This is a genomic window from Nonomuraea sp. NPDC049655, assembly GCF_044465465.1.
In the GTDB taxonomy this organism is placed as follows: Bacteria; Actinomycetota; Actinomycetes; order Streptosporangiales; family Streptosporangiaceae; genus Nonomuraea.
The window spans coordinates 188,480-212,972 of the sequence record NZ_JBITLS010000005.1 but is presented as its reverse complement, the minus strand read 5'-3'; the positions used below and the strand labels follow the sequence as shown (position 1 = coordinate 212,972).

The following is a 24,493-nucleotide window of genomic DNA, read 5'->3' as shown; positions in this document are numbered from 1 at the left end:
CCTCCCGCGCGGGTCAGCCGCGTAGTGCCTGTGCGTGCTCCTGGAGTGACCGCACGCCGACGTCGCCGCGGACGATCGCCTGGATCCCGGCCGCCGCCGCGGCCAGCCCCGCGACGGTGGTGATGCACGGGATGCCGCGCAGCACCGCTGCGGTGCGGATCTCGTAGCCGTCCAGGCGCGGCCCGGACTGACCGGGGCTGCCGAACGGCGTGTTGACGATCAGGTCCACCTCGCCGTCGAGAATCGCCTGCACGCTCGTAGGCTCACCTCCGGGCCCGGTCCCCTCGCTGTGCTTTCGCACGATCTTGGCATGGACACCGTTGCGGCGCAGCACCTCGGCCGTGCCCTCGGTGGCGAGGATCTCGAAGCCGAGGTCGGCCAGTGCCTTCACAGGGAAGATCATCGCACGCTTGTCCCTGTTGGCCACGGACACGAACGCGCGTCCCTTGGTCGGAAGTTCGCCGTAGGCCCCGGCCTGGGACTTGGCGAACGCCACGCCGAAGAACGCGTCGATGCCCATGACCTCGCCCGTGGAGCGCATCTCGGGCCCGAGCACGGTGTCGACGCCCCGGAAGCGGTTGAAGGGCAGCACGGCCTCCTTGACCGCGATGGACGCCTCCAGCGGCAGCGTGCCGCCGTCGCCGGTGGCCGGCAGCATGCCCTCCGCGCGCAGCGAGGCGATCGAGGAGCCGAGCATCACCCGGGCCGCCGCCTTGGCCAGCGGCGTGGCCGTCGCCTTGGACACGAACGGCACGGTACGGCTGGCCCGCGGGTTGGCCTCCAGGACGTACAGGACGCCGGCCGACATGGCGTACTGGACGTTCAGGAGCCCGCGCACGCCCACCCCGGCGGCGATGGCCTCGGTGGCGGCGCGGATGCGCTTGACGTCGTGGCTGCCGAGCGTGAGCGGCGGCAGGGCGCAGGCCGAGTCGCCGGAGTGGATGCCGGCCTCCTCGATGTGCTCCATGACGCCGCCGAGGAACAGCTCCTGGCCGTCGTAGAGCGCGTCGACGTCGATCTCGATGGCCTCGTCGAGGAACTTGTCCACCAGGACCGGGTGGCCGCCCTCCTGGGCCGCCATGTACGTCGTCAGCGTCTCGTCGTCGTAGACGATGGCCATGCCGGCCCCGCCGAGCACGTACGAGGGCCGCACGAGCACCGGGTATCCGATCTCCCCGGCGATCTCCAGCGCCTCGGGCACCGTCAGCGCGGTGCCGTGCTTGGGCGCGGGCAGCCCGGCCTCGGCCAGCACCCGCCCGAACGCGCCGCGCTCCTCGGCCAGGTGGATCGACTCGGGCGAGGTGCCGACCACGGGCACGCCCGCGTCCTTGAGCGCCTGCGCCAGGCCGAGCGGCGTCTGGCCGCCGAGCTGCACGATCACGCCCACGACCGGGCCGGTCTGCTGCTCGGCGTGCACGACCTCCAGGACGTCCTCCAGCGTGAGCGGCTCGAAGTAGAGCCGGTCGGAGGTGTCGTAGTCGGTCGAGACGGTCTCGGGGTTGCAGTTGACCATGACGGTCTCGAAGCCGGCCCGCGACAGCTCGAAGGAGGCGTGCACGCACGCGTAGTCGAACTCGATGCCCTGCCCGATGCGGTTGGGCCCGGAGCCGAGGATGATGACCTTCTCCCGCTCGCCGGAGGGGACCTCGGTCTCCTCGTCGTAGGTGGAGTACAGGTACGGCGTCCTGGCGGCGAACTCGGCGGCGCAGGTGTCGACGGTGTTGTAGACCGGCCGCACGCCGAGCGCGTGGCGCAGGCCGCGCACGTGGGCCTCCTCGACGCCGCGGATCTCGGCGATCTGCGCGTCGGAGAAGCCGTGGTGCTTGGCGCGGGTCAGCGCGGCGGCGGTGAGCTCGGGCGCGGCGGCGATCTCCTGGGCCTCCTCCTCCAGCAGGAGGAGCTGGTCGAGGAACCAGGGGTCGACGCTGGTGGCCTCGAACAGCTCGGCCGCGGTCGCGCCCGCGCGCACGGCCTGCTGCATCGTGCGCAGCCGCCCGTCGTGCGGGGTGCGGCAGGCCGCCAGCAGCTCGTCCTTGTCCTGGACGGGTCCCGCCCAGGTGAAGGCGGAGTCCTTCTTCTCCAGCGAGCGCAGCGCCTTCTGCAGCGCCTCGGTGAAGGAGCGGCCGATGGCCATGGCCTCGCCGACGGACTTCATGTGCGTGGTCAGCGTGCGGTCGGCCCCGCGGAACTTCTCGAAGGCGAAGCGCGGCACCTTGACCACGATGTAGTCGAGGGTCGGCTCGAAGGAGGCCGGGGTCTCCTTGGTGATGTCGTTGGGGATCTCGTCGAGGGTGTAGCCGATGGCCAGCTTGGCGGCGATCTTGGCGATCGGGAAGCCGGTGGCCTTGGAGGCCAGGGCGCTGGAGCGGGAGACGCGCGGGTTCATCTCGATGACGATCATGCGCCCGGTGCGCGGGTCGACGGCGAACTGGATGTTGCAGCCGCCGGTGTCCACGCCGACCTCGCGGATGACCGCGATGGCCACGTCGCGCATGTTCTGGTACTCGCGGTCGGTCAGGGTCAGCGCGGGCGCGACGGTGACGCTGTCGCCGGTGTGCACGCCCATCGGGTCGATGTTCTCGATGGAGCACACGATGACGACGTTGTCCGCCTTGTCGCGCATGACCTCCAGCTCGTACTCCTTCCAGCCGAGGATGGACTCCTCCAGGAGCACCTCGGTGGTCGGCGAGGCGTCGAGGCCGGCGCCGGCGATGCGGCGCAGGTCCTCCTCGCCGTAGGCGAAGCCGGAGCCGACGCCGCCCATGGTGAAGCTGGGCCGTACGACCAGCGGGTAGCCCAGCTCGCCGGCGGCGGCCAGGCAGTCCTCCATGGTGTGGCAGATGACCGACTTGGCGGACTCGGCGTTCAGCCCGTGCTCGCGGGCGACCTTGGCGACGATCTCCTTGAACTTCTCGCGGTTCTCGCCCGCCTGGATCGCGTCGAAGTCGGCGCCGATCAGCTCGACCTCGTACTTCTCCAGCACGCCCGACTCGTGCAGCGCGACCGCGGTGTTCAGCGCGGTCTGGCCGCCCAGGGTGGGCAGCAGCGCGTCGGGGCGCTCCTTGGCGATGATCTTCTCGACGTACTCGGGGGTGATCGGCTCGACGTACGTGGCATCGGCGAACTCGGGGTCCGTCATGATCGTGGCCGGGTTGCTGTTGACCAGGATGACGCGGAAGCCCTCGGCCCGCAGCACGCGGCAGGCCTGCGTGCCCGAGTAGTCGAACTCGCACGCCTGGCCGATCACGATCGGGCCGGAGCCGATCACCAGGACCGACCGGATGTCCTCACGCTTGGGCACGGCTCATGACCTCACAGAACTCGTCGAAGAGATAAGCGGCGTCGTGCGGCCCCGCGGCGGCCTCGGGGTGGTACTGGACGCTGAAGGCGCGCCCGTCGAGCAGGCGCAGGCCCTCCACGCACCGGTCGTTGAGGTTGACGTGGCTGACCTCGGCCGGACCGTAGGGGGTCTCGAACGGCTCGCCGATCGGCGCCTCGACGGCGAACCCGTGGTTGTGGGCCGAGATCTCGACCTTGCCGGTGCGCACGTCCTGGACCGGCTGGTTGACGCCGCGGTGGCCGTAGCGCAGCTTGTACGTGGACAGCCCGAGCGCCCGGCCGAACAGCTGGTTGCCGAAGCAGATGCCGAAGAACGGCACCCCGGCCTCAAGGACGCTGCGCAGCGCCGACACGTCGGCGGTGGCGGGGTCGCCGGGGCCGTTGGAGAAGAACACGCCGTCGGGCTCGACCGCCATGATCTGCTCGTACGTGGCCGTGGCGGGCAGCACGTGCACCTCGCAGCCGCGCTCGGCCATGCGGTGCGGGGTCATGCCCTTGATGCCGAGGTCGACGGCGGCGACCGTGAAGCGCTTCCCGCCCACGGCGGGCACGACGTAGGGCTCGGCCGTGGCCACCTCGGCGGCCAGGTCGGCGCCCTCCATGGCGGGCGCGCGCCGCACCCGCTCGACGAGCTCCTCGACCGTCGCGGAAGGGGCCGAGAAGATGCCGGCCCGCATCGCGCCGCGCTCGCGCAGGTGGCGGGTCAGGGCGCGGGTGCCGGTGATGGCGATGCCGACGACGCCCTGCTGCTTGAGGTAGTCGTCGAGCGAGCGGTCGGCCCGCCAGTTGGAGACGATCCTGGACGGCTCGCGCACGACGTACCCGGCGACCCAGACGCGGCCCGACTCGGGGTCTTCGTCGTTGACGCCGGTGTTGCCGATGTGCGGGGCCGTCATGGCGACGATCTGCCGGTGGTAGGAGGGGTCGGTGAGGGTCTCCTGGTAGCCGGTCATGCCGGTGTTGAAGACCATCTCGCCGAACGTCTCGCCTTCGGCGCCGTAAGAAGTTCCGTGGAAGACGCGGCCGTCTTCCAGGACGAGCACCGCGGTGTTCAAACCAGCTTCCCTTCGAGAACGGTCGGCGTGCCGCGCAGGAACGTGGCGACCGCCCGGCCGGGCAACGTCATCCCCTCGTACGGGGTGTTCCTGCTCTTGGAGGCGTAGGCGGAGGGGTCCACCTCGGTGCGGGCCGACGGGTCGTACAGCGTGATGTTGGCCGGCGCGCCCGGCTCCAGCGGACGGCCGTGGCCGGACAGGCGGCCGATGCGGGCCGGAGTGATCGACATGCGCTCGGCGACCCCGGCCCAGTCGAGCAGCCCGGTCTCGACCATGGCCTCCTGGACGACGCTCAGCGCGGTCTCCAGGCCGATCATGCCCATGGCCGCGGCCGGCCACTCGGTCTCCTTGTCCTCGACCGGGTGCGGGGCGTGGTCGGTGGCGACGACGTCGATCGTGCCGTCGGCCAGCGCGGCGCGCAGCGCCTGGACGTCGGCCTGCGTGCGCAGCGGCGGGTTGACCTTGTAGATCGGGTTGTAGGCGCCGACCGGGGACTCCTCGACGAGGTCGTCGGTGAGGAGCAGGTGGTGAGGGGTGACCTCGGCGGTGATGTTCCAGCCCTTGGACTTGGCCCAGCGGATGATCTCGACCGAGCCGGCGGTGGAGACGTGGCAGACGTGCAGGCGGGAGCCGACGTGCGCGGCCAGCAGGCAGTCGCGGGCGATGATCGCCTCCTCGGCCACCGCCGGCCAGCCGGTCAGGCCGAGCCTGCCGGAGACGACGCCCTCGTTCATCTGGGCGCCCTCGGTGAGCCTGGGCTCCTGGGCGTGCTGGGCGACGACGCCGTCGAACGCCTTGACGTACTCCAGGGCGCGGCGCATCAGCACGGCGTCGCTGACGCACTTGCCGTCGTCGGAGAAGACCCGGACCCGGGCCGCCGAGTCGGCCATCGCGCCGAGCTCGGCGAGCTGCCTGCCCTCCAGGCCGACGGTCACCGCGCCGACCGGCTGCACGTCGCAGTGGCCGAACTCGCGGCCGAGCCGCCACACCTGCTCGACCACGCCGGCGGTGTCGGCGACGGGCGAGGTGTTGGCCATGGCGTGCACGGCGGTGTAGCCGCCGCGGGCCGCGGACTGGGTGCCGGTCTGGACGGTCTCGGCGTCCTCGCGGCCGGGCTCGCGCAGGTGGGTGTGCAGGTCGACCAGGCCGGGCAGCGCGATCGCGCCGCCGCCGTCGACGGTCTCGCCGCCGGGGCCGGCGTCGAGGCCGGCGCCGATCTCGGCGATGCGCCCGTCGGCGATCCGGAGGTCCACCGGCTCCCCGCCGAGGATCCGTACGTTCTTGATGATCACTGGATCTCTCCCCCGAGCAGCAGGTACAGGACGGCCATGCGGATGGTGACGCCGTTGGCGACCTGCTCCACGATGGTGGAGCGCGGTGAGTCGGCCACCTCGGCGGCGATCTCCATGCCCCGGTTCATCGGCCCGGGGTGCATGACGATGGCCTCGTCCGGCATCTTGGCGAAGCGGTCGCGGTCGAGGCCGTAGCGGCGGGAGTACTCGCGCTCGCTGGGGAAGTAGGCGGCGTTCATCCGCTCCTTCTGCACCCGCAGCATCATGACCGCGTCGGACTTGGGCAGCACGGCGTCGAAGTCGTAGGACACCTCGCACGGCCAGGTGCCGACCGAGACGGGCAGCAGCGTGGGCGGCGCGACGAGGGTGACCTCGGCGCCGAGCGTGTTGAGCAGCAGCACGTTGGAGCGGGCGACCCGGCTGTGCAGCACGTCGCCGACGATGGTGACCCGGCGGCCGTCGAGCCCGCCGAGACGGCGGCGCATCGAGAAGGCGTCGAGCAGCGCCTGCGTGGGGTGCTCGTGGGTGCCGTCGCCGGCGTTGACGACGCTGCCGCGCACCCAGCCGGCCAGCCGGTGCGGCGCGCCGGAGGAGCCGTGGCGGATGACGACGGCGTCGGCGCCCATGGCCTCCAGGGTGAGCGCGGTGTCCTTGAGCGACTCGCCCTTGGAGACGCTCGACCCCTTGGCCGAGAAGTTGATGACGTCGGCCGAGAGCCGCTTGGCCGCCGCCTCGAAGGAGATCCTGGTGCGGGTGGAGTCCTCGAAGAACAGGTTGACCACCGTGCGGCCGCGCAGCGTGGGCAGCTTCTTGATGGATCGTTCCGAGACCCTGGCCAGCTCCTCGGCGGTGTCGAGGATGAGCAGCGCGTCGTCCTTGGTCAGGTCGCCGGCCGAGATGAGGTGCCGGTTCATCGGTCGTCCTCCTTCATGAGCAGGACGGCGTCGCGGCCGTCGATCTCGGAGAGGTAGACCTTGACCTTCTCGCTCTTGGCGGTGGGCAGGTTCTTGCCCACGTAGTCGGCCCGGATGGGCAGCTCGCGATGGCCGCGGTCGACCAGCGTGGCGAGCTGCACGGCGGTCGGGCGGCCGAGGTCGTTGAGCGCGTCGAGCGCGGCGCGGACGGTGCGGCCGGAGTAGAGCACGTCGTCGACGAGGACGACCACCTTGCCGTCGATGCCGTCGGGCGGCAGCTCGGTGCGCCCGAGCGGGCGGACCGGGCCGCGGCGTAGGTCGTCGCGGTACATGGTGATGTCGATCGAGCCGACGGGGATCTTGAGCCCTTCGAACTGCTCGACGCGGTCGCCGAGCCGGCGGGCGAGCGTGGCGCCGCGGGTGGGGATGCCGAGGAGGACTACGTCACCGGCGCCCTTGGTGCGTTCGAGGATCTCGTGCGCGATTCGGGTCAGCGCCCGGTGGATGTCCGGGCCTTCGAGCACGGCCCTGGAATCGGACATGGAGGGATCTCACCACCTTTCCCGCCTCACGGGACGGGTCTTAAAAGGGTGTTGGTCGGGACACACAGTACCAGGGGCTACCTGGTACAACGTGAGCGCCCCGCCCTGCCGTCCGGGTGTGGCGGGCGTCCCGGCCGGCCGTTCGCCCCGGCCGGCCCGGCGAATTTGGCAATTACCGACATACAGGTATAAAACCTGCTCTAAGTCTTCTCGGGGGAGGTTTCACATGGCGCTGTCGGCACGCGAGCAGTCGGTGCTCAAGGCCATCGCCCGGCAGGTCAGGGACGAGGACCCCGAACTGTTCGCGGCCATGTCCCGGCACGGCGCTCCGGCGTCGCTGGCCTGGCCGCTGGCGCTGATGGCGCTGTGCCTGGCGGTGTTCGCCGTCGTGCTGCTGCTGACGGGTTCACCCGACCCCCTGCCGCACGCCGTGATCAGGTAAAACCCGCGCAACCTCCCGTGTCGGCGTCCTTCCCGTAGGGCACGTCCCCGAGGGCCGTACGCGCTCGGCGGCGGCTCTTCCTGGGGACTCGCGCGGGGGGCACGCATGGGGGAACCACGTCCGCCCTCCGACGGCGTGACCACGGCGGCGCGCGGGAGGCGCCCGGCGGTCGCCGGCGGCCTCGGCCTCGGCGCGGCCGTCGCGCTGGTCATGGGGAACGTCGTGGGCACCGGCATCTTCCTGCTGCCCGCCTCGCTGGCCGCGTTCGGCACGGTGAGCCTGGTCTCCATGGTCCTGGTCACCGCGGGCGCCATCGCCATGGCGATCGTCTTCGGCCGCCTGGGCGGGCGCATCCCGGCGGCGGGCGGCCCCTACGCCTACGCGCGCGAGGCGTTCGGGGAGTTCGCCGGGTTCTGGATCGCCTGGTCGTTCTGGCTGACCGCGTGGATCGGCAACGCGGCCATCGCCGTGGCGTGGGTGGGCTACGTCCAGTACCTGGCCCACGGGCTGTTCGGGCTCAACTGGGGCAGCACGCTCGGCGCGATCCTCATCGGCCTGACCGGGCTGTGGATCCCGGCCGTGGTCAACCTGGCCGGCGTGCGCAACGCGGCCGCCTTCCAGGTGGTCACCACGATCCTGAAGTTCACCCCGCTGCTGTTCGTGGCGATCGTGGGCCTGTTCTTCGTGCACCAGGACAACTACCCGCCGTTCAACGCCAGCGGCGGCGGCTGGGTCTCGGCCGTCTCCCTGGCGGGAGCGGTCACGCTGTTCATCTACTCGGGCGTGGAGAGCGCCGCCATCGCGGCCGACCGGGTCAAGGACCCGGTCCGCACCATCGGCCGGGCCAGCGTCATCGGCGTGCTGGCCTGCGCCGTCATGTACATCCTGAGCACGGTCGCCGTGATGGGCACCGTGCCGCAGGAGGAGCTCGTCGGGTCCACCGCGCCCTTCGCCGCGGCGCTGGACCACATGTTCGGCGGCACCGGCGGCGGGCTGCTCATGGCGGCCTGCGCCGTCGTCTCCGGCATCGGCGCGCTCAACGGGTGGACCCTGCTGGTCGCCGAGATGCCGCTGGCCGCCGCCAAGGACGGCCTGTTCCCGCCCGCCTTCTCCGTGGTCTCCCGGCGCGGCGCGCCCCTGACGGGCATCCTGGCCGGGACCGTCCTGACCTCGCTCATGCTGCTGGTGGGCTACGCCTCCGCCAACGCCTTCGACACGATCGTGCTGCTGGCCTCCTTCACCACGGTCATCCCCTACTTCTTCTCGGCCGCCGCGCAGCTGTTCTGGCTGGTCACCCGGGAGCGGCGGATCGAGCGCGGGCGGCTGGCCCGCGACCTGGCCGTCGCGGTGCTCGCGCTGCTGTTCTCGTTCTGGATGGCGTACGGCTCGGGCCCCCCCGCCGTGCTCGGCGGGACGCTGATGTTGTTGGTCGGCGTGCCCGTCTACATCTGGCTGAAGGCCAGGCACGGCGAGTACGGCCCGCGTGATGTCCGGCGCGCTGAGGGGATATCTGAAAAATGACCTTTCATGTCGATTCAGAGGTCGGCCGACTGCGCCAGGTCCTGCTGCACAAGCCGGAGCTGGCCCTCAAGCGGCTGACCCCCAGCAACAAGGACGCCTTCCTGTTCGACGACGTGCTGTGGGTGCAGCGCGCGGTGGAGGAGCACGAGGAGTTCGAGCGGGTGCTGCGCGGGCGCGGCATCGTCGTCCACATGCTGGCCGACCTCCTGCGCGACGTGGTCGACATCCCCGAGGCCCGCAAGCACATCCTGGACGCGGTCATCGACGAACGCTGGCTCGGCCCGACCGCCATCGACGACATCCGCAACACCCTCGACGGCATGGACGCCGGCACCCTGCAGATGCACCTGACCGGCGGCATCACCAAGCGCGAGCTGGTCGCGATGGGCTGCGACCCCAAGTCGGTGGCCTTCCACACCACCGCCGAGGACGACTTCGTCCTGCCGCCGCTGCCCAACCACCTGTTCACCCGCGACACCTCCTGCTGGATCTACGACGGCGTGTCGATCAACGCGATGCGCAAGAAGGCCCGCATGCGCGAGACGGTCAACCTGGAGGCCGTCTACCGGTTCCACCCGATGTTCGCCGCCGGCTTCGACCGGCCCTACGAGGGCGGCTTCCACTGCTGGCTGCCCGGTCACGCGATGGCCCCGGCGACCCTGGAGGGCGGCGACGTGCTGGTCATCGGGCGCGGCGCGGTGCTGGTCGGGATGAGCGAGCGCACCCAGCCGCAGGCGGTCGAGATGCTGGCCCAGCGGCTGTTCGCGGCCGGGTCCGCGACCCGGATCGTGGCGCTGGACATGCCGAAGGCGCGCGCGTTCATGCATCTCGACACGGTCATGACCATGCTGGACGTCGGGGTGTTCACCAAGTACGCCGGGCTCGGGATGTTGCCGGCGTACACCATCGAGCCGGGCGAGACCTCCAAGGAGCTGAGGGTCACCGACCACCCGCCCCAGGACATGCACAAGGCCATCGCCCGTGCCCTCGACATGGCCGACATCACCGTCCTGACCCCCCACCAGGACGTGTACGCCGCCGAACGCGAGCAGTGGGACGACGGCTGCAACGGCCTGGCCGTCGAGCCCGGCGTCGTCATCGCCTACGAGCGCAACACCACCACGAACAACCACCTGCGCGACAACGGCATCGAGGTCATCACCATCCGGGGCAGCGAGCTCGGCAGAGGGCGCGGCGGCCCGCGGTGCATGAGCTGCCCGCTGGAGCGCGACGGCATCTAGCGGACGTCCGGCCGGCACCCGGACGGCAACAGGGAAGGGGCGACATGGCGTTCAACCTGCGCAACCGCAGTTTCCTCAAGGAACTGGACTTCACGCCGGAGGAGTTCGGCTTCCTGCTGCACCTGTCGGCGGAGCTGAAGGCCGCCAAGTACGCCGGGATCGAACGGCAGCGGCTCAAGGGCAAGAACATCGCGCTCATCTTCGAGAAGACCTCCACCCGCACCCGCTGCGCGTTCGAGGTGGCCGCCCACGACCAGGGGGCGCACGTCACCTACCTCGACCCGGCCGGCTCGCACATCGGGCACAAGGAGTCGGTCAGGGACACCGCGCGGGTGCTGGGCCGCATGTTCGACGGCATCGAGTACCGGGGCAGCAAGCAGTCCTACGTCGAGGACCTGGCGGCGCTGTCCGGCGTGCCGGTGTGGAACGGCCTGACCGACGAGTGGCACCCCACGCAGATGCTGGCCGACATGCTCACCGTCCAGGAGCACAGCGACAAGCCGCTGCGCGAGGTGTCCCTGGCCTACCTGGGCGACGCGCGCAACAACACCGGCCACTCGCTGCTGGTCACCGGCGCGCTGCTCGGCCTGGACATCCGCCTGGTCACGCCGGCCGCGCTGCGGCCCGACCGGGACCTCGCGGTGCGGCCCGCCGAGGAGCTGGCCAGGTCCACCGGCGCCCGGATCACCATCACCGAGGACGTGGCCGAGGGCGTCAGGGGCGCCGACTTCCTCTACACCGACGTGTGGGTCTCGATGGGCGAGCCGAAGGAGGTGTGGGACGAGCGGATCGAGCTGCTGCTGCCGTACCAGGTGAACGACGACGTCGTCCGGGCCACCGGCAATCCGGGCGTGAAGTTCATGCACTGCCTGCCCGCCTTCCACAACCGGGAGACCGGCGTCGGCGCCGACATCCACGCCAGGACCGGCCTGGCGGCCCTGGAGGTGACCGACGAGGTCTTCGAGTCGCCGCGATCCATCGTCTTCGACGAGGCCGAGAACCGGCTGCACACCATCAAAGCGATCATGGTCGCAACCCTGGGGGACTGAATGCGGGTCATCGTCGCACTCGGCGGCAACGCGGTGCTCAAGCGCGGCCAGAAGCCGGACGCCGACGTGCAGAGGGACAACATCGCCACCGCCGTCAGGACGCTGGCACAGCTGGCCGGCGAGCACGAGCTGGTCATCACCCACGGGAACGGCCCCCAGGTCGGCATGCTGGCGCTGGAGAGCGCCGCGGACCCGAACCTGAGCCGGCCCTACCCCTTCGACACGCTCGGCGCGCAGACGCAGGGCATGCTCGGCTACTGGATGCAGCAGGCGCTGCAGAACGCCCTGCCCGGCCGGCAGGTGCTCGCCATGGTCACCCAGACCCTGGTCAGCGCCGTCGACCCGGCCTTCGACGACCCCACCAAGTTCGTCGGCCAGATCTACGAGGAGGACGAGGCCCGCAAGCTGGCCGCCGAGTACGGCTGGACGGTCAAGCCCGACGGCGACCACTGGCGGCGCGTCGTCCCCTCCCCCACGCCGCAGCGCATCGTGGAGACCCGGCTGATCCGCAAGATGGTCCGCGAGGGCGTCGTGGTGGTCTGCGCGGGCGGCGGCGGCATCCCGGTCGTGCGGGACGCGCGCGGCCGGCTGGCGGGCGTCGAGGCCGTCATCGACAAGGACCTGACCGCCTCGATGCTGGCCGAGGCGCTGGAGTGCGACGCCTTCCTCATCCTGACCGACGTCCCGCGGGTGTACCGCGACTTCGGCGCCCCCGGCCAGAGCGAGATCGCCTGCACCACCCCGCACGAGCTGCGCGGCCTGCGCTTCCCGGCCGGGTCGATGGGACCCAAGGTCGAGGCGGTGTGCCGCTTCGTCGAGACGACCGGCGACATGGCCGCCATCGGCAGGCTGGACGAGGCGAAGGACATACTCGCCGGTTCCGCGGGCACGATTGTCACGCCCAACGGGATGTGGCCGTTGACCAGCACCCTCTAGGAGACCGACCCTCTAGGAGACCGACGTGACACTGGCCGCACGGCTGCTGCGCACCAAGCCGACCGAGCGCATCGTGGCAGAGGGCGGGCAGGGCGAGGGCGGCGAGCTGCGGCGCACGATGACGTTGTGGCAGCTGACGCTGTTCAGCGTGGGCGCCACGCTGGGCACCGGCATCTTCGTCATCCTCGGCCAGGCGGTGCCCAAGGCGGGGCCGGCGGTGGTGCTGGCGTTCGTGCTGGCGGCCGTCACGGCGTTGTTCTCGGCCCTGTCGTACGCCGAGCTGGCCGGCACGATCCCGGTGTCCGGGTCGTCCTACTCCTACGCGTACGCGACGCTGGGCGAGCTGGTGGCCTGGGTGTGCGGCTGGTGCCTCATGCTGGAGTACGCGGTGTCCGTCGCGGCCGTGGCCGTGGGCTGGGGCGAGTACCTCAACGCGTTCCTGCGCAGCCTGTTCGGCTGGACGCTGCCCGAGGCGATCACCCGCTCCCCCGGCCAGGACGGCGGCGTGGTCAACGTCACCGCGATCCTCATCGTGCTCCTGGCCACCTGGCTGCTGCTCTACGGGGCCTCGGAGTCGGCCAAGGCCAACGCGGTGTTCGTGCTGATCAAGATCGCGGTGCTGGTGTTCTTCTGCGCGGTGGCGTTCACGGCGTTCCAGTCCGGGAACTTCACCCCGTTCGCGCCGCTCGGGGTGGCCGGGATCACGGCGGCCGCCTCGCAGGTGTTCTTCTCCTACATCGGCTTCGACGCCGCCTCCACGGCCGGCGAGGAGGCCAAGAACCCCAAGCGCGACCTGCCGCTGGCCATCCTGCTGTCCCTGCTCATCGTCACCGCCGTGTACGTCCTGGTCGCCGTGGCCGCCATCGGGGCCAAGCCGTGGACCGAGTTCGACCCGGAGAGCACCGAGGCGAGCCTGTCGCAGATCGTCGACCAGGCCACCGGCGCCTCCTGGCCGGGCGTGATCGTCTCCTTCGGCGCGGTGATCGCCATCGCCAGCGTCGTGCTCACGGTCATCTACGGCCAGACCCGCATCCTGTTCGCGATGTCCCGCGACGGGCTCATCCCCCGGATCTTCCAGCGGGTGAACCCGCGCCACCAGGTGCCGGTCGCCAACACGCTGATCGTGGCCCTGTTCATCTCGGTCCTGGCCGGGCTGGTGCCGCTCGGCCAGCTCGCCGAGGCCACCAGCATCGGCACCCTGTTCGCCTTCCTCATCGTCAACGTCGGCGTGCTGGTCCTGCGCTACCGCAGCCCGGAGCTGCCGCGCAGCTTCCGCACGCCGCTCTTCCCCCTCACCCCGGCGCTCGGCGCGATCTTCTGCGTCATCGTGATGGCCGGGCTGGCCGGCGTCACCTGGGCCGCCTTCGGCCTGTGGATGCTGGTCGGCCTGATCTGCTATTTCCTGTACGGCTACGGGCATTCACGGCTGAATGCCGAGGTGCGGTGACATGAAGTTCGACAAGGTGCTGGCCGGGTACATCGCCGAGCCGCGCGGCGGGGACGGGCTCGCGCTGGCCGTCGTGCTGACCCGGCAGACCGGGGGCAGCCTGACGGTCGCGACCGTCCAGCCGCCCGTGACGACCACGCCGGGCCCCGCCCGCGCCGACGAGGGCGCCTGGCGCTCCTACCTGCGCGAGCAGGCCGAGACCGCGCTGTCGCGGGCCCGCGAGCTGGCCGGCGACCAGGCCGAGTACGTGCGCCACACCAACAAGGGCAGCGGGCGCGGCCTGGTGGAGGTGGCCCGCAGGCGCGGCGCCGACGTCGTGGTCATCGGCTCGGCGCCCGGCGGCACCCGGTCCCGCATCACCGTCGGCAGCACCGCCGACCAGCTCCTGCACTCCTCCCCGGTGCCCGTGCTGCTGGCCCCGCGCGGCTACGGCGACGACCCGCCGGCCGCGTTCGAGCGCATCACCGTCGCCTACCGCCGCGGGCCCGGCGCCGACGCCGCCGTCCGGGGCGCGGCCAAGGCCGCGGTCACCCTGGACATCCCGCTGCGGCTGGTCACCCTGGTGGTCAGGACCGGCCGCCGCGTCCAGGTCGAGGAGGACATGCTCGTACGGCTGCGCGACCAGGCCGCCGCGGACCTGCGCGCGGCGGCGCGGGGGCAGCGGCGCAGGCTTCAGGTCGAGGTGGAGCTCCTGGAGGGCCGGAACGTGGCACAGGCGCTCGGCACGACCACGTGGCTGCCGGGAGAGCTGCTCGTGTGCGCCTCCAGCGACGCCGGGCCGCTGCGCCGGGTCTTCCTGGGCGACACGTCCATCAAGATCGTCCAGGCCGCGACCTGCCCGGTCATGATTCTGACCCGCGAGACCTGACGCTCGATTTCACTCGTCAAACTATGACGAAGTAGTGTTGCCACCGGTACAAGAGGGGCGTTTGTTGCGTTCCCTCCCGGACCGGATTCGGCATCTTTTTTCCAATCAGCTTGACCTTAGGCTCCCACCCCTTTACCGTCACTGTGCGTAACCACACCGCGCGGCGTTCTGGGGTAAACCCAGGGCCACGGCTACCGATGGTGCCGAGCCTGGCACCGTACCCCCCGGTGGCTGGGGCATATGCCGCAAGGGAGCACAATCTACTAAGAGCGATACATACGAGAGCCGGGGGGCCACACGATGCCGTCTGAGTACGCAAAGTCGCTGGGTGCACGACTCCGCGCCATCCGCACCCAGCAGGGGCTGTCCCTGCATGGAGTCGAAGAGAAGTCGCGCGGCAGGTGGAAAGCCGTGGTCGTGGGCTCTTACGAGCGTGGCGACCGAGCTGTCACCGTGCAGAAGCTTGCCGAGCTTGCCGACTTCTACGGGGTGCCCGTCTCCGAGCTGCTGCCCGGAGGCGCCGCGCCGAGCCCGCTCGGGCCCACTCCCAAGCTTGTGATCGACCTGGAGCGCCTGGCGACACTGCCGAAGGAGAAGGCCGGAGCGCTTGCCCGTTACGCCGCCACCATTCAGAGCCAGCGTGGCGACTACAACGGCAAGGTCCTGTCGATCCGCCAGGAGGACCTGCGTTCGTTGGCTGTGATCTATGACAAGTCGCCCAGCGAGTTGACCGAGGAGCTCATCAGCTGGGGCGTGCTCGACGCCGAGGCGCGCCGGGCCGTCGAGTCCTTCTAGAACCCACCGCTTCACCCCCGAAGGGCCCGCCAATTCCCCTGGCGGGCCCTCCGTCGTACCGCCCCGAAAATGAACTTTCAATTATTCGGCGAACGCGACAAAGGGCCCGAATCCCCAAAGCGATTCCTGAGACCCGCACGCGCCCCCGAGAGGCCAGGCGCGAAGCGAGGCCCACCAGAGGGACAAGCGGGACCACCAAGGCCCGACGTAGTGAAGCTCCGACCGGCCCCCTTTTGGGCACACGTGTCAGCAACAGCCGCCTTGCTCACGTTCATCGGCTTTGTTAGACCCCGCCACCCGCGCTCTTCCGCGCGGCGGCGTCGCCTGGAGAGCCGGGCGGCGGGGTCAGCCCGCCAGCGGCACGTCCACCGGGAGCTGGGGCTGGGCGGGGACGCCGAGCAGGGCTTCCACCGTCGAGACGAACGTCTCGGCCTCGGCCAGGATCTCGCCGGCGTCGGCCGCGCTGATGCCGCGGACCACGCCCGCCTCCGCGGCCGCGCGCTTGGCGGCGCTCACGGAGAAGTAGGCGGCCCACTCGGCGAGGTGCGGCTCGGCCTCGGGCAGCAGCTCCCACGCGCTGCGCAGACGGCGCCTGCGGCCCTCCATGGGACGGGGACGGGCGGCCAGGATCGCCGCAGCCGCACGAAGAGCCGCCAGGTGGGCGGCCACATATCGGGATGCCGGGGTGCGGGCGGCGGTCGCCTCCGCCAGGCAGGAACGTGAATCGGTCAAGTGTGCCCGAACCGCAGGCGACAGCCGGGGCCCGGGCGTTTCTCTAGGCCGTGGTGCCATCTTGCGCGCCTCCTTGGAGTCGTGGGCGGCGGCCGGCGTCTCCGCCGGTGAGGCCAACACTCTCAGACGCCACCGACATTTCCGCCGGGCCGGCCGGACGAGGAGCTTCCCCTCTCCCCGTCCGGCCAGGACACGCCCACTCGTCTCCGCCGACGACGAGGACGCGCCCTTCGCCCGTGGAGCCTGGCCACGGGAATCGCTTGGGGAAGCGAACGACCGCGGCCAGGCCCTTGGGTGACGTTGAGCCGCGAGCCTCACCGCCACTAGGTCGAACATAATTTCGATCACGCTCGGTGTCAACCTGTTCCACGAACACAGGTTCGATGACCATGGCGCGAAATGATCGATCCGTCCCGCGACGCCCCTCCGTTCGGGCACGGTGATCGCCGCCCGCGAGGACGCCAGGAGCGCACGAAGCCGCCGCCACCGGGGGCGGTGGCGGCGGCGGGACGGTCAGAGCGGACGAGGCGGCGGCTCAGGACACGGAGATGGCCCCCGACGGGCACAGGGACACCGCGCGCCGCACGGCCTCCTCCTGCCCTTCCTCGGGCGCCTCGCGCAGCAGCACCACCGTGCCCTCGTCCTCACTCTGGTCGAACACCTCCGGCACCGTCAGGGCGCACATGCCCGCCCCGATGCACACCGTCGTATCCGCTGTGATCTTCATCGTGACCTACCAAGTGACAGGGAGGCGGTGCACTCCGTAGACGCTCATGTCCGAACGCATCGGCACCTCCTCAGGCGTTACGGCCAAGCGTAGGCCAGGCAGCCGCCGCAGCAGCGCCGGGTACGCGATGCGCATCTCGGCCCGGGCGAGCTGCTGCCCGAGGCACTGGTGGATGCCGTGACCGAAGGTCAGGTGCCCGCCGACCGGCCGGTGGACGTCGAGGCGGTCGGCGTCCTGGAAGCGGGAGGGGTCGCGGTTCACGGTGGGCAGGTGGAAGGCGACCGACTCGCCCGCCCTGACCAGGTGGCCCTCGATCTCGACGTCCTCCAGGGCGCTGCGCACCGGGCCGAGGTGGATGATCGTGAGGTAGCGCAGCAGCTCCTCCACGCCGTTGTCCACCACCGAGGGGTCGTCGCGCATGGCGGCGAGCTGGTCGGGGTTGGTGAGCAGCGCGTACGTGCCCAGCCCCAGCATGTTGGCGGTCGTCTCGTGCCCGGCCAGCAGGAGCAGGAACGCGACCCCGGTCAGCTCCTCGTGGTTCAGCTCCCCGACGAGCCCGCTGAGCAGGTCGTCGGCCGGCTCGGCCCGCTTGCGGCCGATCAGCTCCGACAGGTACGCCCCGATCCTGGCGAACGCGGCCAGGGCGTCGTCGGCCTTGGTCTCCAGGTTGACCAGGATCTTGGTCTCCTCCTGGAACACCGCGCGGTCCTCGTACGGCACCCCGAGCAGCTCGCAGATCACCAGCGACGGGATCGGCAGCGCGAAGGACTGCACCAGGTCGGCGGGCGGCTCGGCGGCCTGCATGGCGTCGAGGCAGGAGTGGGTGATCTCCTCGATCCTGGGTTCCAGCGCCTTCATCCGCCGGACGGTGAACTGTCCCATGAGCAGCTTGCGGTAGCGCGTGTGCTCGGGCGCGTCCATGCGCAGGAAGAACCCGGGTGGCAGCTGCTGCTGGAGCTGCACCCGGGTGGGCACGACGGGGTGCAGCCGCTCCGGACGGTTGCTGAAGCGGGGATCGGCCAGGATCGCGCGGGCGGCCGAGTAGCCGGTGACCAGCCAGCCGAGGTGGCCGTCGGCGAAGGTCAGGCGGTGCATGGCGCCCTGTTGTCGCAGGGCCGTGGCTTCCTCGGGCGGATCGAACGGCCGCCGGCGGGCGATGGGAAAGGTCAGGTCGGACATGCTGGCTCCTTTCCGAGCTCACTCCCTAGAAAACCTCAATCGATGCAAAACTTCAATGCATGAAATTCGTAAATCGGTGTAGAGTTCCGTCATGGTAGGACTGCGGGAGCGCAAGAAGCAGCGCACGCGCCGGGCGCTGATCGAGGGCGCGCTCCGGCTGTTCGGCGAGAAGGGCTACGAGGAGACCACGCTGGCGGAGATCGCCGCCGCCGCCGAGGTCTCCACGCGCACCTTCTTCAGCTACTTCGCCAGCAAGGAGGACGTGCTCTTCTACGACTCCGAGCACCAGATCGAGCGCGCGCTGGCGTTCCTGTCCGCGCCCGCCCCCGGCCAGACGCCCGCCGACCTGCTGCGCGCCTTCATCGAGGACGCGCTCTCGACGTCGGACGACGGCCGGGACACCTGGTCGGAGCAGACGGCGCTGCGCCTGGAGCTCATCATGCGCGAGCCGCCCCTCCAGGCGCGGGCGCTGCACCTGCTGTTCGACAGCCAGCTCCGGCTGGCGGACGCGCTGTCGGCGGCCTATCCCGGCCGGCTCGACCGGGTCGAGGCGGCGGCCGCCGTGGGGTCGCTGATCGGCGCGGTGAAGCTGGCCGTGATGACCACGCTCAACGACGGCCTCCCGGTGGAGCAGGCCCGAGACGCCGCCCGCCGGGCCGCCGACATCGCCCTCCACGGCCTTCCCCGCTGACCACCCTGCCCGCGCGGCCGAGGGTGGCGGGTGACGGCACGCGTCTGACAGGCTGTCGGCGCGGATGGCGGGCAGCCGGCGGATCGGCCGTACGCGAATCGGCGCGAGTGGCGGGCAGCCGGCGGATCGGCCGTACGCGAATCGGCGCGAGTGGCGGGCACCCGGGCGGATCGGCCGTACGGGCACGGCCGTGTGAGGGGGATCGGTGCGAGAACGGACGGGCACTCTCATCCTGCTGCTGTCGGGGCCGGTCCTGGCCGCGGCGTACGCGGCCGTCAACTACGCGGCCCTGCGCACGGCGTCGGGGGCGCGGGGCCCCGATCCGGCGGACCCGATGACCTCCGGCGGCCTGACGTCGCTGGGCTCGGACCTGTGGTGGATCGTCAGGGGCATCGCGCTGGTGGCGGGCGTCGCGGCCGCGGGGATCGCCGTGGTGGGCCTGCTGCTGCGGCGCGCGGCCCGGGGTCGCGGCGCGCTGCTGGTGTTGTCGGGCGTGCTCATCCTGCCGTACACGCTCGGGCTCGCGGCGGCCGTCTACAACCCCGTACCGCGGCTGGCCGGATTCTACGACCATCAGACCTTCGCCGACGCGCTCCCGCCGTACCAGTGGTTCTCGGCCCTGCTCCTGCTGGCGGCGGCCCTGGCCCAGGCCGTCGGCATGGTCCGCGCGTACACCGCGGCCCGGACGGCGTCAACGCTCCCGCGCTGACCCGCCGGGGCAGCGGTCGCTGACCCAGGTGGTCCAGCCCTGGCGGGTGCCGCCCGCGCCGGTCGGGGCCCACCCCGCGGGCGCCGGCCCCGAGCCGGGCGGGACGACGGCGGTGCAGACGCCGGCCGGCGGCGTGCCGTCGTAGAGCTCGGCCTCGGTCCAGGAGACGCGGTAGGCCAGGACGGCCCGGACGTTCCACACCACCCGCCGGTCCACGGCCACCCGTCCCGGGCCCGTGAGCACGGGCAGCCAGTCGGGCCCGGCGGCGGGCGCGGACTTCGGCGCCAGGTCGGCGGCGAAGACCAGGTTGACCGCCGCCAGCACGGCCAGGACCGCCGGCCACCCCCGGCGGGCGGTCAGCAGCGCCGCTGCCACCAGGCCCGCCAGCAGGGCGAGCGCCACGAGGGAGGTGGCGACCAGGTCGAAGGAGTCCCGCACCCGGCTGAGGAAGATCACCTCGGGGAAGTCGAAGGCGATGAACGCGTACCGCTGGAGCCGGTCCCCGGCGTACCGGACCACCACGCCGCCGGTCGCCGCGAGCAGCCCGGCCGCCGCGAGCGCGTGCCGGACGACGGCCCCGCGGCCGGCCCTGGCCAGCACGAGCAGCCCGGCCAGGGTCCAGGCGAGCGCCACGCAGGCCAGGTAACGGCCGTAGGCGTAGTTGCCGATCCGGTGCTCGTCGGGGAGCGCGGCCGAGGAGGCGTAGGCGATGCCCAGGGTCGTGGCCAGCAGGACGGCCGCGAGCACGCGCCGCGGCCCCGGCGCCGACCGCCTGGCCACGACGGCCACGGCGCCCGCGAGCCCGACCCCGGCCAGCCCCCAGGTCCCGGCGATCAGGTACCAGAGCTGCCCGGCCGCCCCCGCCAGCGCCCACGCCTGCCCGTCGAGCCCGCTCACCCGCTCGGCCAGGAGGCCGGACAGGTCACGCGCCCCGCCCGGGTACAGGGCCGCGGACAACACCCGGTTGAGCGCCGTCGCCGCTCCCGCCGCCACCACGGCGGCCACCAGCCCGGCCGCCGCGCCCCTGCGGCGCGCGATGGACAGCCCCGCCGTCGCCGTCCCGGCCGCCACGCCGCGGCGGCGCGCGAAGAACCTCCCCGCCGGGCCCCGGCGGCCGGCGATGAGCATCCCCGCCATCGCCAGCAGGGTCACCGCCAGGACGACGGTGCCGCGCAGGTGCACCGCCATGGCGTACCCCGCCAGGCCGCCCCCCAGCACCCCCGCCCTGACCGACCCCCTGGCCACGAGGTCGTGCAGCGCGACCAGCCAGGCCAGGACGAGGGTGGGCAGGACCGCGTCGGCCAGCGCCAGCCCCGAGAACAGCAGCAGCGACGGCGACAACCCGCCCGCGAACGCCGCCGCCATCGCCGCCCGCGGCCCCGTCCCCAGCCGCCGCAGCAGCAGGTACGCCAGCGGGAACGCCCCCGCCGCCACCATCGACCCCACCGCCACGACCAGCCGGTAGGCCACCACCGGATCCTGCGTGAACCAGAACACCGGCGTCAGCAGCAGCGGGTAGCCGCCCTGGTAGAAGGTGAAGCCGGTCAGATCCGCCCCCGGCCCGCCGGCCAGCCACCGGGCGGCGATCAGGTATCCGGTCTCGTCCGGGTTGGCCACGGGCCCGGCGTGCTGCCGGAACAACCACAGCCGCAGCGCGACCTGCGCCACCCATCCGATCGCCAGCAACCACCACGAACGCGACCGGCTCCTGCGCCGCACGTACGGGGCAGGAGCCGGAACACGAGCTGCGAACGTCGTCATGGAATTCCCCCTCAAATCGGGGGAAGTCCAGCAAGAGGCGGATAACCCGGCCGTCACCGGATCCGGTTATGCGGACGTTATGCGCGCCTGAACGCGCCTCTCACATGCACCGGCACGCCCTTGCCGAGCAGGCCGGGCAGCACCTCGGCGACGTTCATCGGCATGCGCACGCAGCCGTGCGAGGCCGGGGAGAGCGGCACCGACAGCGCGCCGTGGAAGGCGATGCCGCCGTTGAAGAAGATCGGGTTGTAGAGCTGCCCCAGGTAGGACTTGTGCCAGCCGCTCGCCCGCCACGTCGTGCGGAAGTCGCCGGTCGGCGTGCGGGCCGAGCCGCAGAAGCGCTGCTCCTTGCCCTGCCAGGTGGTCGTCTCGCAGTACGGGACGCCGCTGCCGGAGGAGATGTGGGTGATGAGCCGCGCCTGGCCGTCGACGTACAGGACCATGATCTGCTTGGTCAGGTTGACCTCGGCGCGGGTCGGCTTGCCGTTGCCCACCAGCACCTTCGGGGTCTTCGGCTGCTCCAGCGCCTCCCACGTCCTGCGGGCGATCGTGCTGGTCGGCGCGATGCCGTTGACCTTCTGGAAGGCCCAGACGGCGGCGAGGGTGGTGCCGCCGTAACGGCCGTCGGCCTTGCCGGGCAGGTAGCCCAGAGCCGCCAGGCGCCGCTGCAGCCAGGTGACGGACGTGCCCTTCGCGCCCAGCTTCAGCGTCTTGCGCGGCGCAGTGACGGGCGCTGTGACAGGCGCTGTGACGGGCGCCTTCGCCGGGCCTTTGGCCCCCGCCGCGCCTGGCGTGCTGGACACGCCGGTGACGGTCGTCGCGGCTGATGTGCCCGCCTGTGCGCCGCAGCCCGTGAGTACGACGGCCCCAGCCGTCAGCAGAGCAGCCACTCCGGGCAGCCGTCGAGCCCCCACCGGTACCACCTCTCATATCACGAACTATCCGGATCGATGGACCCTACACCACCCACCATGAACAGGTAATAAGCCGGTCAACCTGTTTAGAGTGTCCTCATGTCCGAGAAGTTGCCGGCGAACGCCGTCGTCGTGGAGGCCGCCCTGCGCGCGGCGGGCGCCACCGGAGAGATCGTCGTCCTGCCCGAGAAGGCCCCGACCGCGGCGACCGCGGCCGCCCAGCTCGGCTGCGAGGTGGGTGCGATCGCCAACAGCCTGATCTTCGACGCCGACGGCGCGCCGCTGCTGGTCCTGACCAGCGGCGCCCACCGGGTGGACGTCGAGCTCATCGCCCGTACGGCCGGTGTCGCCGAGGTGCGGCGGGCCACGCCGGAGTTCGTCAGGGCGGCGACCGGTCAGCCGATCGGCGGGGTGGCCCCGGTCGGCCATCCGGCCCCCGTCCGCACCCTGGTGGACAACTGGCTGAGCAAGCACGAGGTGGTGTGGGCGGCCGGCGGCCACCCGCTGACGGTGTTCCCGACGACGTTCGAGGAGTTGGTGGCGATCACCGGAGGCACTCCGGTCGACGTCGAGTAATGTGCGACGAGTGATCGAGTTTCGCGGGGCGGGCCCGGCCGAGTTCACCGAACGCCTGGACACGGTGATCGACATCTACACGGCGGCGATGAACCCGCCCCCCGAGCAGATCGCCGGCCGCAAGACCATCATGCGAAACCACGGCACATATCCCCATTTCCAGTGCTATTTCGCAGAATTGCGCGACCCGACCGGTATGGCGCGCCCCCGGACCGTCGGCTTCGCGTACGGCTTCCGCGGCGCGACCGGCCAGTGGTGGCACGACGTGGTGAGCAGGGCGCTGGCCGACGAGGCGGGCGAGGAGGCCGCGCACGCCTGGATGGGCCACGCGTTCGAGCTGGCCGAGATCCACGTGCACCCCGACCACCAGGGCAAGGGCATCGGCCGGGCCATGATCCGGACTCTGTGCGCCGGCCGCGCCGAGCGCTCGGCCGTGTTGTCCACGCACGACCGCCCCACGGCCGCCCGCCACCTCTACGCCAGCATGGGCTTCGCCGACCTGCTGACCCGCTTCGTCTTCCCCGGCGGCCACGAGGAGTACGCGATCGTCGGCCGCCCACTCCCCCTCGACTGAGGGCGTCGCACATCACCGCAGGTAAAGCCCGTACTCGCAGGGTTTGCCAGGTCATGCCCGAGGGCATCTTCATGACAGAAAGTGACGGACACGTTACCGACTGGATACCACCCCCTGCCCGTCACCCGCCCGGTCCCCCTGCGGGCGGGTGACGGGCATCCGCTCTGCGTGGGGTCGGGACGGCGGGTCAGGCGGTGGCGGCGACCGGCGTCAGGCGCTGGAACACCTCGCGCGAGGCGCTGGACCGGTTGAACGTGATGAAGTGGATGCCGGGCGCGCCCTCGTCGAGCAGCCGCTGGCACAACTCCGCGCCGTGCTCGATGCCGAGCGCCCGCACCGCGGCCGGGTCGTCGGCGACCGCCTCGAAGCGGGCCGCCACCTCGGCCGGGAACGGCGCCCCCGACAACTGCTCCGACCGCGCGATCGTGCTCATCTGCGTGACCGGCATGATGCACGGGATGATCGGCGTGTCACAGCCCTGGGCCGCCACCCGGTCCCGCAGCCGCAGGTAGTCGTCGGCCTGGAAGAACATCTGGGTGATCGCGTAGTCGGCCCCCGCGCGGCACTTGCGCACGAAGTACTCGGTGTCGGACTCGATCGACGGCGAGCGCGGATGCTTGTACGGGAACGCCGCCACCCCCACGCAGAACTCGCCCGCCTGCCGGATGAGCCGCACCAGCTCCTCGGCGTAGAGCACGCCCTCGGGATGCCGCACCCACTCGGCGGTCGGGTCGCCGGGCGGGTCGCCGCGCACGGCCAGGATGTTGCGCACCCCCGCGTCGGCGAAGCGGCCGACCAGGTGGCGCAGCTCGCGCAGCGAGTGGTTGACCGCCGTGAAGTGCGCCACAGGGGTGAGCGTGGTGTCGTGGGCCAGGCGCTCGACGATGTCGACCGTGCGGTCGCGGGTCGAGCCGCCGGCCCCGTAGGTCACCGAGACGAACGTGGGGCGCAGGGACTCCAGCTCCCTGATCGCCTTCCACAGCTGCCGCTCGCCCTCGTCGGTCTTCGGCGGGAAGAACTCGAAGGAGAACGACCGGCCACCGGTGGCGAGCAGCTCGCGGACGGTGGGGACACGATCGGGCAGGATGGAGGGTCGACCAAGCGCCATGTCCCAAGCGTACAGGCCGGTGTCCGGGTCGGCCGCCCCTAGACCGGGGACCCGACCCCGAGTCCGCGCCCACTAGTCTCA

General features: G+C 71.5%; 23 protein-coding genes. 12 read left to right on the top strand and 11 right to left on the bottom strand.

Annotated features, from left to right (window positions below):
• Positions 1–13: 13 nt before the first annotated feature.
• The 5 genes from carB to pyrR are packed head-to-tail and all read right to left on the bottom strand — an operon-like array spanning position 14 to position 7,142.
• Positions 14–3,301, bottom strand: a complete 3,288-nt coding sequence (carB, locus tag ACIBQ6_RS18015; protein WP_397213058.1) for a carbamoyl-phosphate synthase large subunit — start codon at positions 3,299–3,301, stop codon at positions 14–16.
• Positions 3,288–4,394, bottom strand: a complete 1,107-nt coding sequence (gene carA / locus ACIBQ6_RS18010; RefSeq protein WP_397213056.1) for a glutamine-hydrolyzing carbamoyl-phosphate synthase small subunit — start codon at positions 4,392–4,394, stop codon at positions 3,288–3,290. Before carA ends, carB begins: the two co-directional genes overlap by 14 nt.
• On the bottom strand, positions 4,391–5,686 hold the full coding sequence (locus tag ACIBQ6_RS18005; RefSeq protein ID WP_397213054.1) for a dihydroorotase: 1,296 nt from the start codon (positions 5,684–5,686) through the stop codon (positions 4,391–4,393). The genes carA and ACIBQ6_RS18005 overlap by 4 nt, the downstream gene beginning before the upstream one ends.
• The gene (locus ACIBQ6_RS18000) at positions 5,683–6,600 is read right to left on the bottom strand and encodes an aspartate carbamoyltransferase catalytic subunit (protein ID WP_352353188.1); all 918 of its coding nucleotides are present in this window, start codon (positions 6,598–6,600) and stop codon (positions 5,683–5,685) included. The genes ACIBQ6_RS18005 and ACIBQ6_RS18000 overlap by 4 nt, the downstream gene beginning before the upstream one ends.
• A complete protein-coding gene (pyrR, locus tag ACIBQ6_RS17995; protein ID WP_352322601.1) occupies positions 6,597–7,142 on the bottom strand; it encodes a bifunctional pyr operon transcriptional regulator/uracil phosphoribosyltransferase PyrR in 546 nt (181 codons plus the stop codon). The genes ACIBQ6_RS18000 and pyrR overlap by 4 nt, the downstream gene beginning before the upstream one ends.
• A gap of 226 nt (positions 7,143–7,368) precedes the next feature.
• Between pyrR and ACIBQ6_RS17990 the strand changes: the two genes are divergently transcribed.
• From ACIBQ6_RS17990 to ACIBQ6_RS17955, 8 genes are all read left to right on the top strand, one after another.
• On the top strand, positions 7,369–7,584 hold the full coding sequence (locus tag ACIBQ6_RS17990) for a DUF3040 domain-containing protein (protein ID WP_358294011.1): 216 nt from the start codon (positions 7,369–7,371) through the stop codon (positions 7,582–7,584).
• Between the two features lie 105 nt (positions 7,585–7,689).
• The gene (locus tag ACIBQ6_RS17985; protein WP_397213052.1) at positions 7,690–9,105 is read left to right on the top strand and encodes an amino acid permease; all 1,416 of its coding nucleotides are present in this window, start codon (positions 7,690–7,692) and stop codon (positions 9,103–9,105) included.
• Complete coding sequence (locus ACIBQ6_RS17980; protein ID WP_397213050.1) at positions 9,102–10,346, top strand: arginine deiminase; 1,245 nt, start codon at positions 9,102–9,104, stop codon at positions 10,344–10,346. The genes ACIBQ6_RS17985 and ACIBQ6_RS17980 overlap by 4 nt, the downstream gene beginning before the upstream one ends.
• A gap of 44 nt (positions 10,347–10,390) precedes the next feature.
• Positions 10,391–11,395 carry an ornithine carbamoyltransferase gene (argF, locus tag ACIBQ6_RS17975; protein WP_397213048.1) on the top strand — a complete coding sequence of 335 codons (1,005 nt, stop codon included), beginning with the start codon at positions 10,391–10,393 and terminating at the stop codon, positions 11,393–11,395.
• Complete coding sequence (gene arcC / locus ACIBQ6_RS17970) at positions 11,396–12,331, top strand: carbamate kinase (protein ID WP_352353193.1); 936 nt, start codon at positions 11,396–11,398, stop codon at positions 12,329–12,331.
• A gap of 25 nt (positions 12,332–12,356) precedes the next feature.
• The gene (locus tag ACIBQ6_RS17965) at positions 12,357–13,778 is read left to right on the top strand and encodes an amino acid permease (protein WP_358294019.1); all 1,422 of its coding nucleotides are present in this window, start codon (positions 12,357–12,359) and stop codon (positions 13,776–13,778) included.
• Between the two features lies 1 nt (position 13,779).
• Positions 13,780–14,646, top strand: a complete 867-nt coding sequence (locus tag ACIBQ6_RS17960; RefSeq protein WP_397213045.1) for a universal stress protein — start codon at positions 13,780–13,782, stop codon at positions 14,644–14,646.
• Between the two features lie 300 nt (positions 14,647–14,946).
• On the top strand, positions 14,947–15,441 hold the full coding sequence (locus ACIBQ6_RS17955) for a transcriptional regulator (RefSeq protein ID WP_026214021.1): 495 nt from the start codon (positions 14,947–14,949) through the stop codon (positions 15,439–15,441).
• 345 nt (positions 15,442–15,786) lie between these two features.
• Here the strand turns inward: ACIBQ6_RS17955 and ACIBQ6_RS17950 are convergent, their stop codons facing one another.
• From ACIBQ6_RS17950 to ACIBQ6_RS17940, 3 genes are all read right to left on the bottom strand, one after another.
• A complete protein-coding gene (locus ACIBQ6_RS17950; protein ID WP_397213043.1) occupies positions 15,787–16,173 on the bottom strand; it encodes an SAV_6107 family HEPN domain-containing protein in 387 nt (128 codons plus the stop codon).
• Positions 16,174–16,708: 535 nt separating this feature from the next.
• Positions 16,709–16,900 carry a (4Fe-4S)-binding protein gene (locus ACIBQ6_RS17945; RefSeq protein WP_358294025.1) on the bottom strand — a complete coding sequence of 64 codons (192 nt, stop codon included), beginning with the start codon at positions 16,898–16,900 and terminating at the stop codon, positions 16,709–16,711.
• A gap of 6 nt (positions 16,901–16,906) precedes the next feature.
• On the bottom strand, positions 16,907–18,079 hold the full coding sequence (locus ACIBQ6_RS17940; RefSeq protein WP_397213041.1) for a cytochrome P450: 1,173 nt from the start codon (positions 18,077–18,079) through the stop codon (positions 16,907–16,909).
• A gap of 91 nt (positions 18,080–18,170) precedes the next feature.
• Between ACIBQ6_RS17940 and ACIBQ6_RS17935 the strand changes: the two genes are divergently transcribed.
• Together ACIBQ6_RS17935 and ACIBQ6_RS17930 are read left to right on the top strand one after the other, a co-directional pair.
• Positions 18,171–18,770 carry a helix-turn-helix domain-containing protein gene (locus ACIBQ6_RS17935; RefSeq protein ID WP_358294029.1) on the top strand — a complete coding sequence of 200 codons (600 nt, stop codon included), beginning with the start codon at positions 18,171–18,173 and terminating at the stop codon, positions 18,768–18,770.
• Between the two features lie 205 nt (positions 18,771–18,975).
• Positions 18,976–19,479, top strand: coding sequence for a hypothetical protein (locus tag ACIBQ6_RS17930; RefSeq protein ID WP_397213038.1), 504 nt, complete (start codon positions 18,976–18,978; stop codon positions 19,477–19,479).
• Here the strand turns inward: ACIBQ6_RS17930 and ACIBQ6_RS17925 are convergent.
• Both ACIBQ6_RS17925 and ACIBQ6_RS17920 read right to left on the bottom strand, forming a co-directional pair.
• Entirely contained in the window at positions 19,462–21,240 is a 1,779-nt protein-coding gene (locus ACIBQ6_RS17925; protein WP_397213036.1) for a hypothetical protein, read from the bottom strand. The two genes, ACIBQ6_RS17930 and ACIBQ6_RS17925, sit on opposite strands and share 18 nt — an antisense overlap.
• A 77-nt stretch (positions 21,241–21,317) precedes the next feature.
• On the bottom strand, positions 21,318–22,043 hold the full coding sequence (locus tag ACIBQ6_RS17920) for a L,D-transpeptidase family protein (protein WP_397213034.1): 726 nt from the start codon (positions 22,041–22,043) through the stop codon (positions 21,318–21,320).
• Positions 22,044–22,253: 210 nt separating this feature from the next.
• Here ACIBQ6_RS17920 and ACIBQ6_RS17915 point away from each other — a divergent pair, with 210 nt between their 5' ends.
• Both ACIBQ6_RS17915 and ACIBQ6_RS17910 read left to right on the top strand, forming a co-directional pair.
• A complete protein-coding gene (locus ACIBQ6_RS17915) occupies positions 22,254–22,730 on the top strand; it encodes a YbaK/EbsC family protein (RefSeq protein WP_387666287.1) in 477 nt (158 codons plus the stop codon).
• Positions 22,731–22,740: 10 nt separating this feature from the next.
• On the top strand, positions 22,741–23,304 hold the full coding sequence (locus ACIBQ6_RS17910) for a GNAT family N-acetyltransferase (RefSeq protein WP_397213032.1): 564 nt from the start codon (positions 22,741–22,743) through the stop codon (positions 23,302–23,304).
• A 187-nt stretch (positions 23,305–23,491) separates the two neighbouring features.
• On the opposite strand, the gene metF is transcribed toward ACIBQ6_RS17910, so the two are convergent.
• The gene (gene metF / locus ACIBQ6_RS17905) at positions 23,492–24,412 is read right to left on the bottom strand and encodes a methylenetetrahydrofolate reductase [NAD(P)H] (RefSeq protein WP_357967900.1); all 921 of its coding nucleotides are present in this window, start codon (positions 24,410–24,412) and stop codon (positions 23,492–23,494) included.
• Positions 24,413–24,493: the final 81 nt, after the last annotated feature.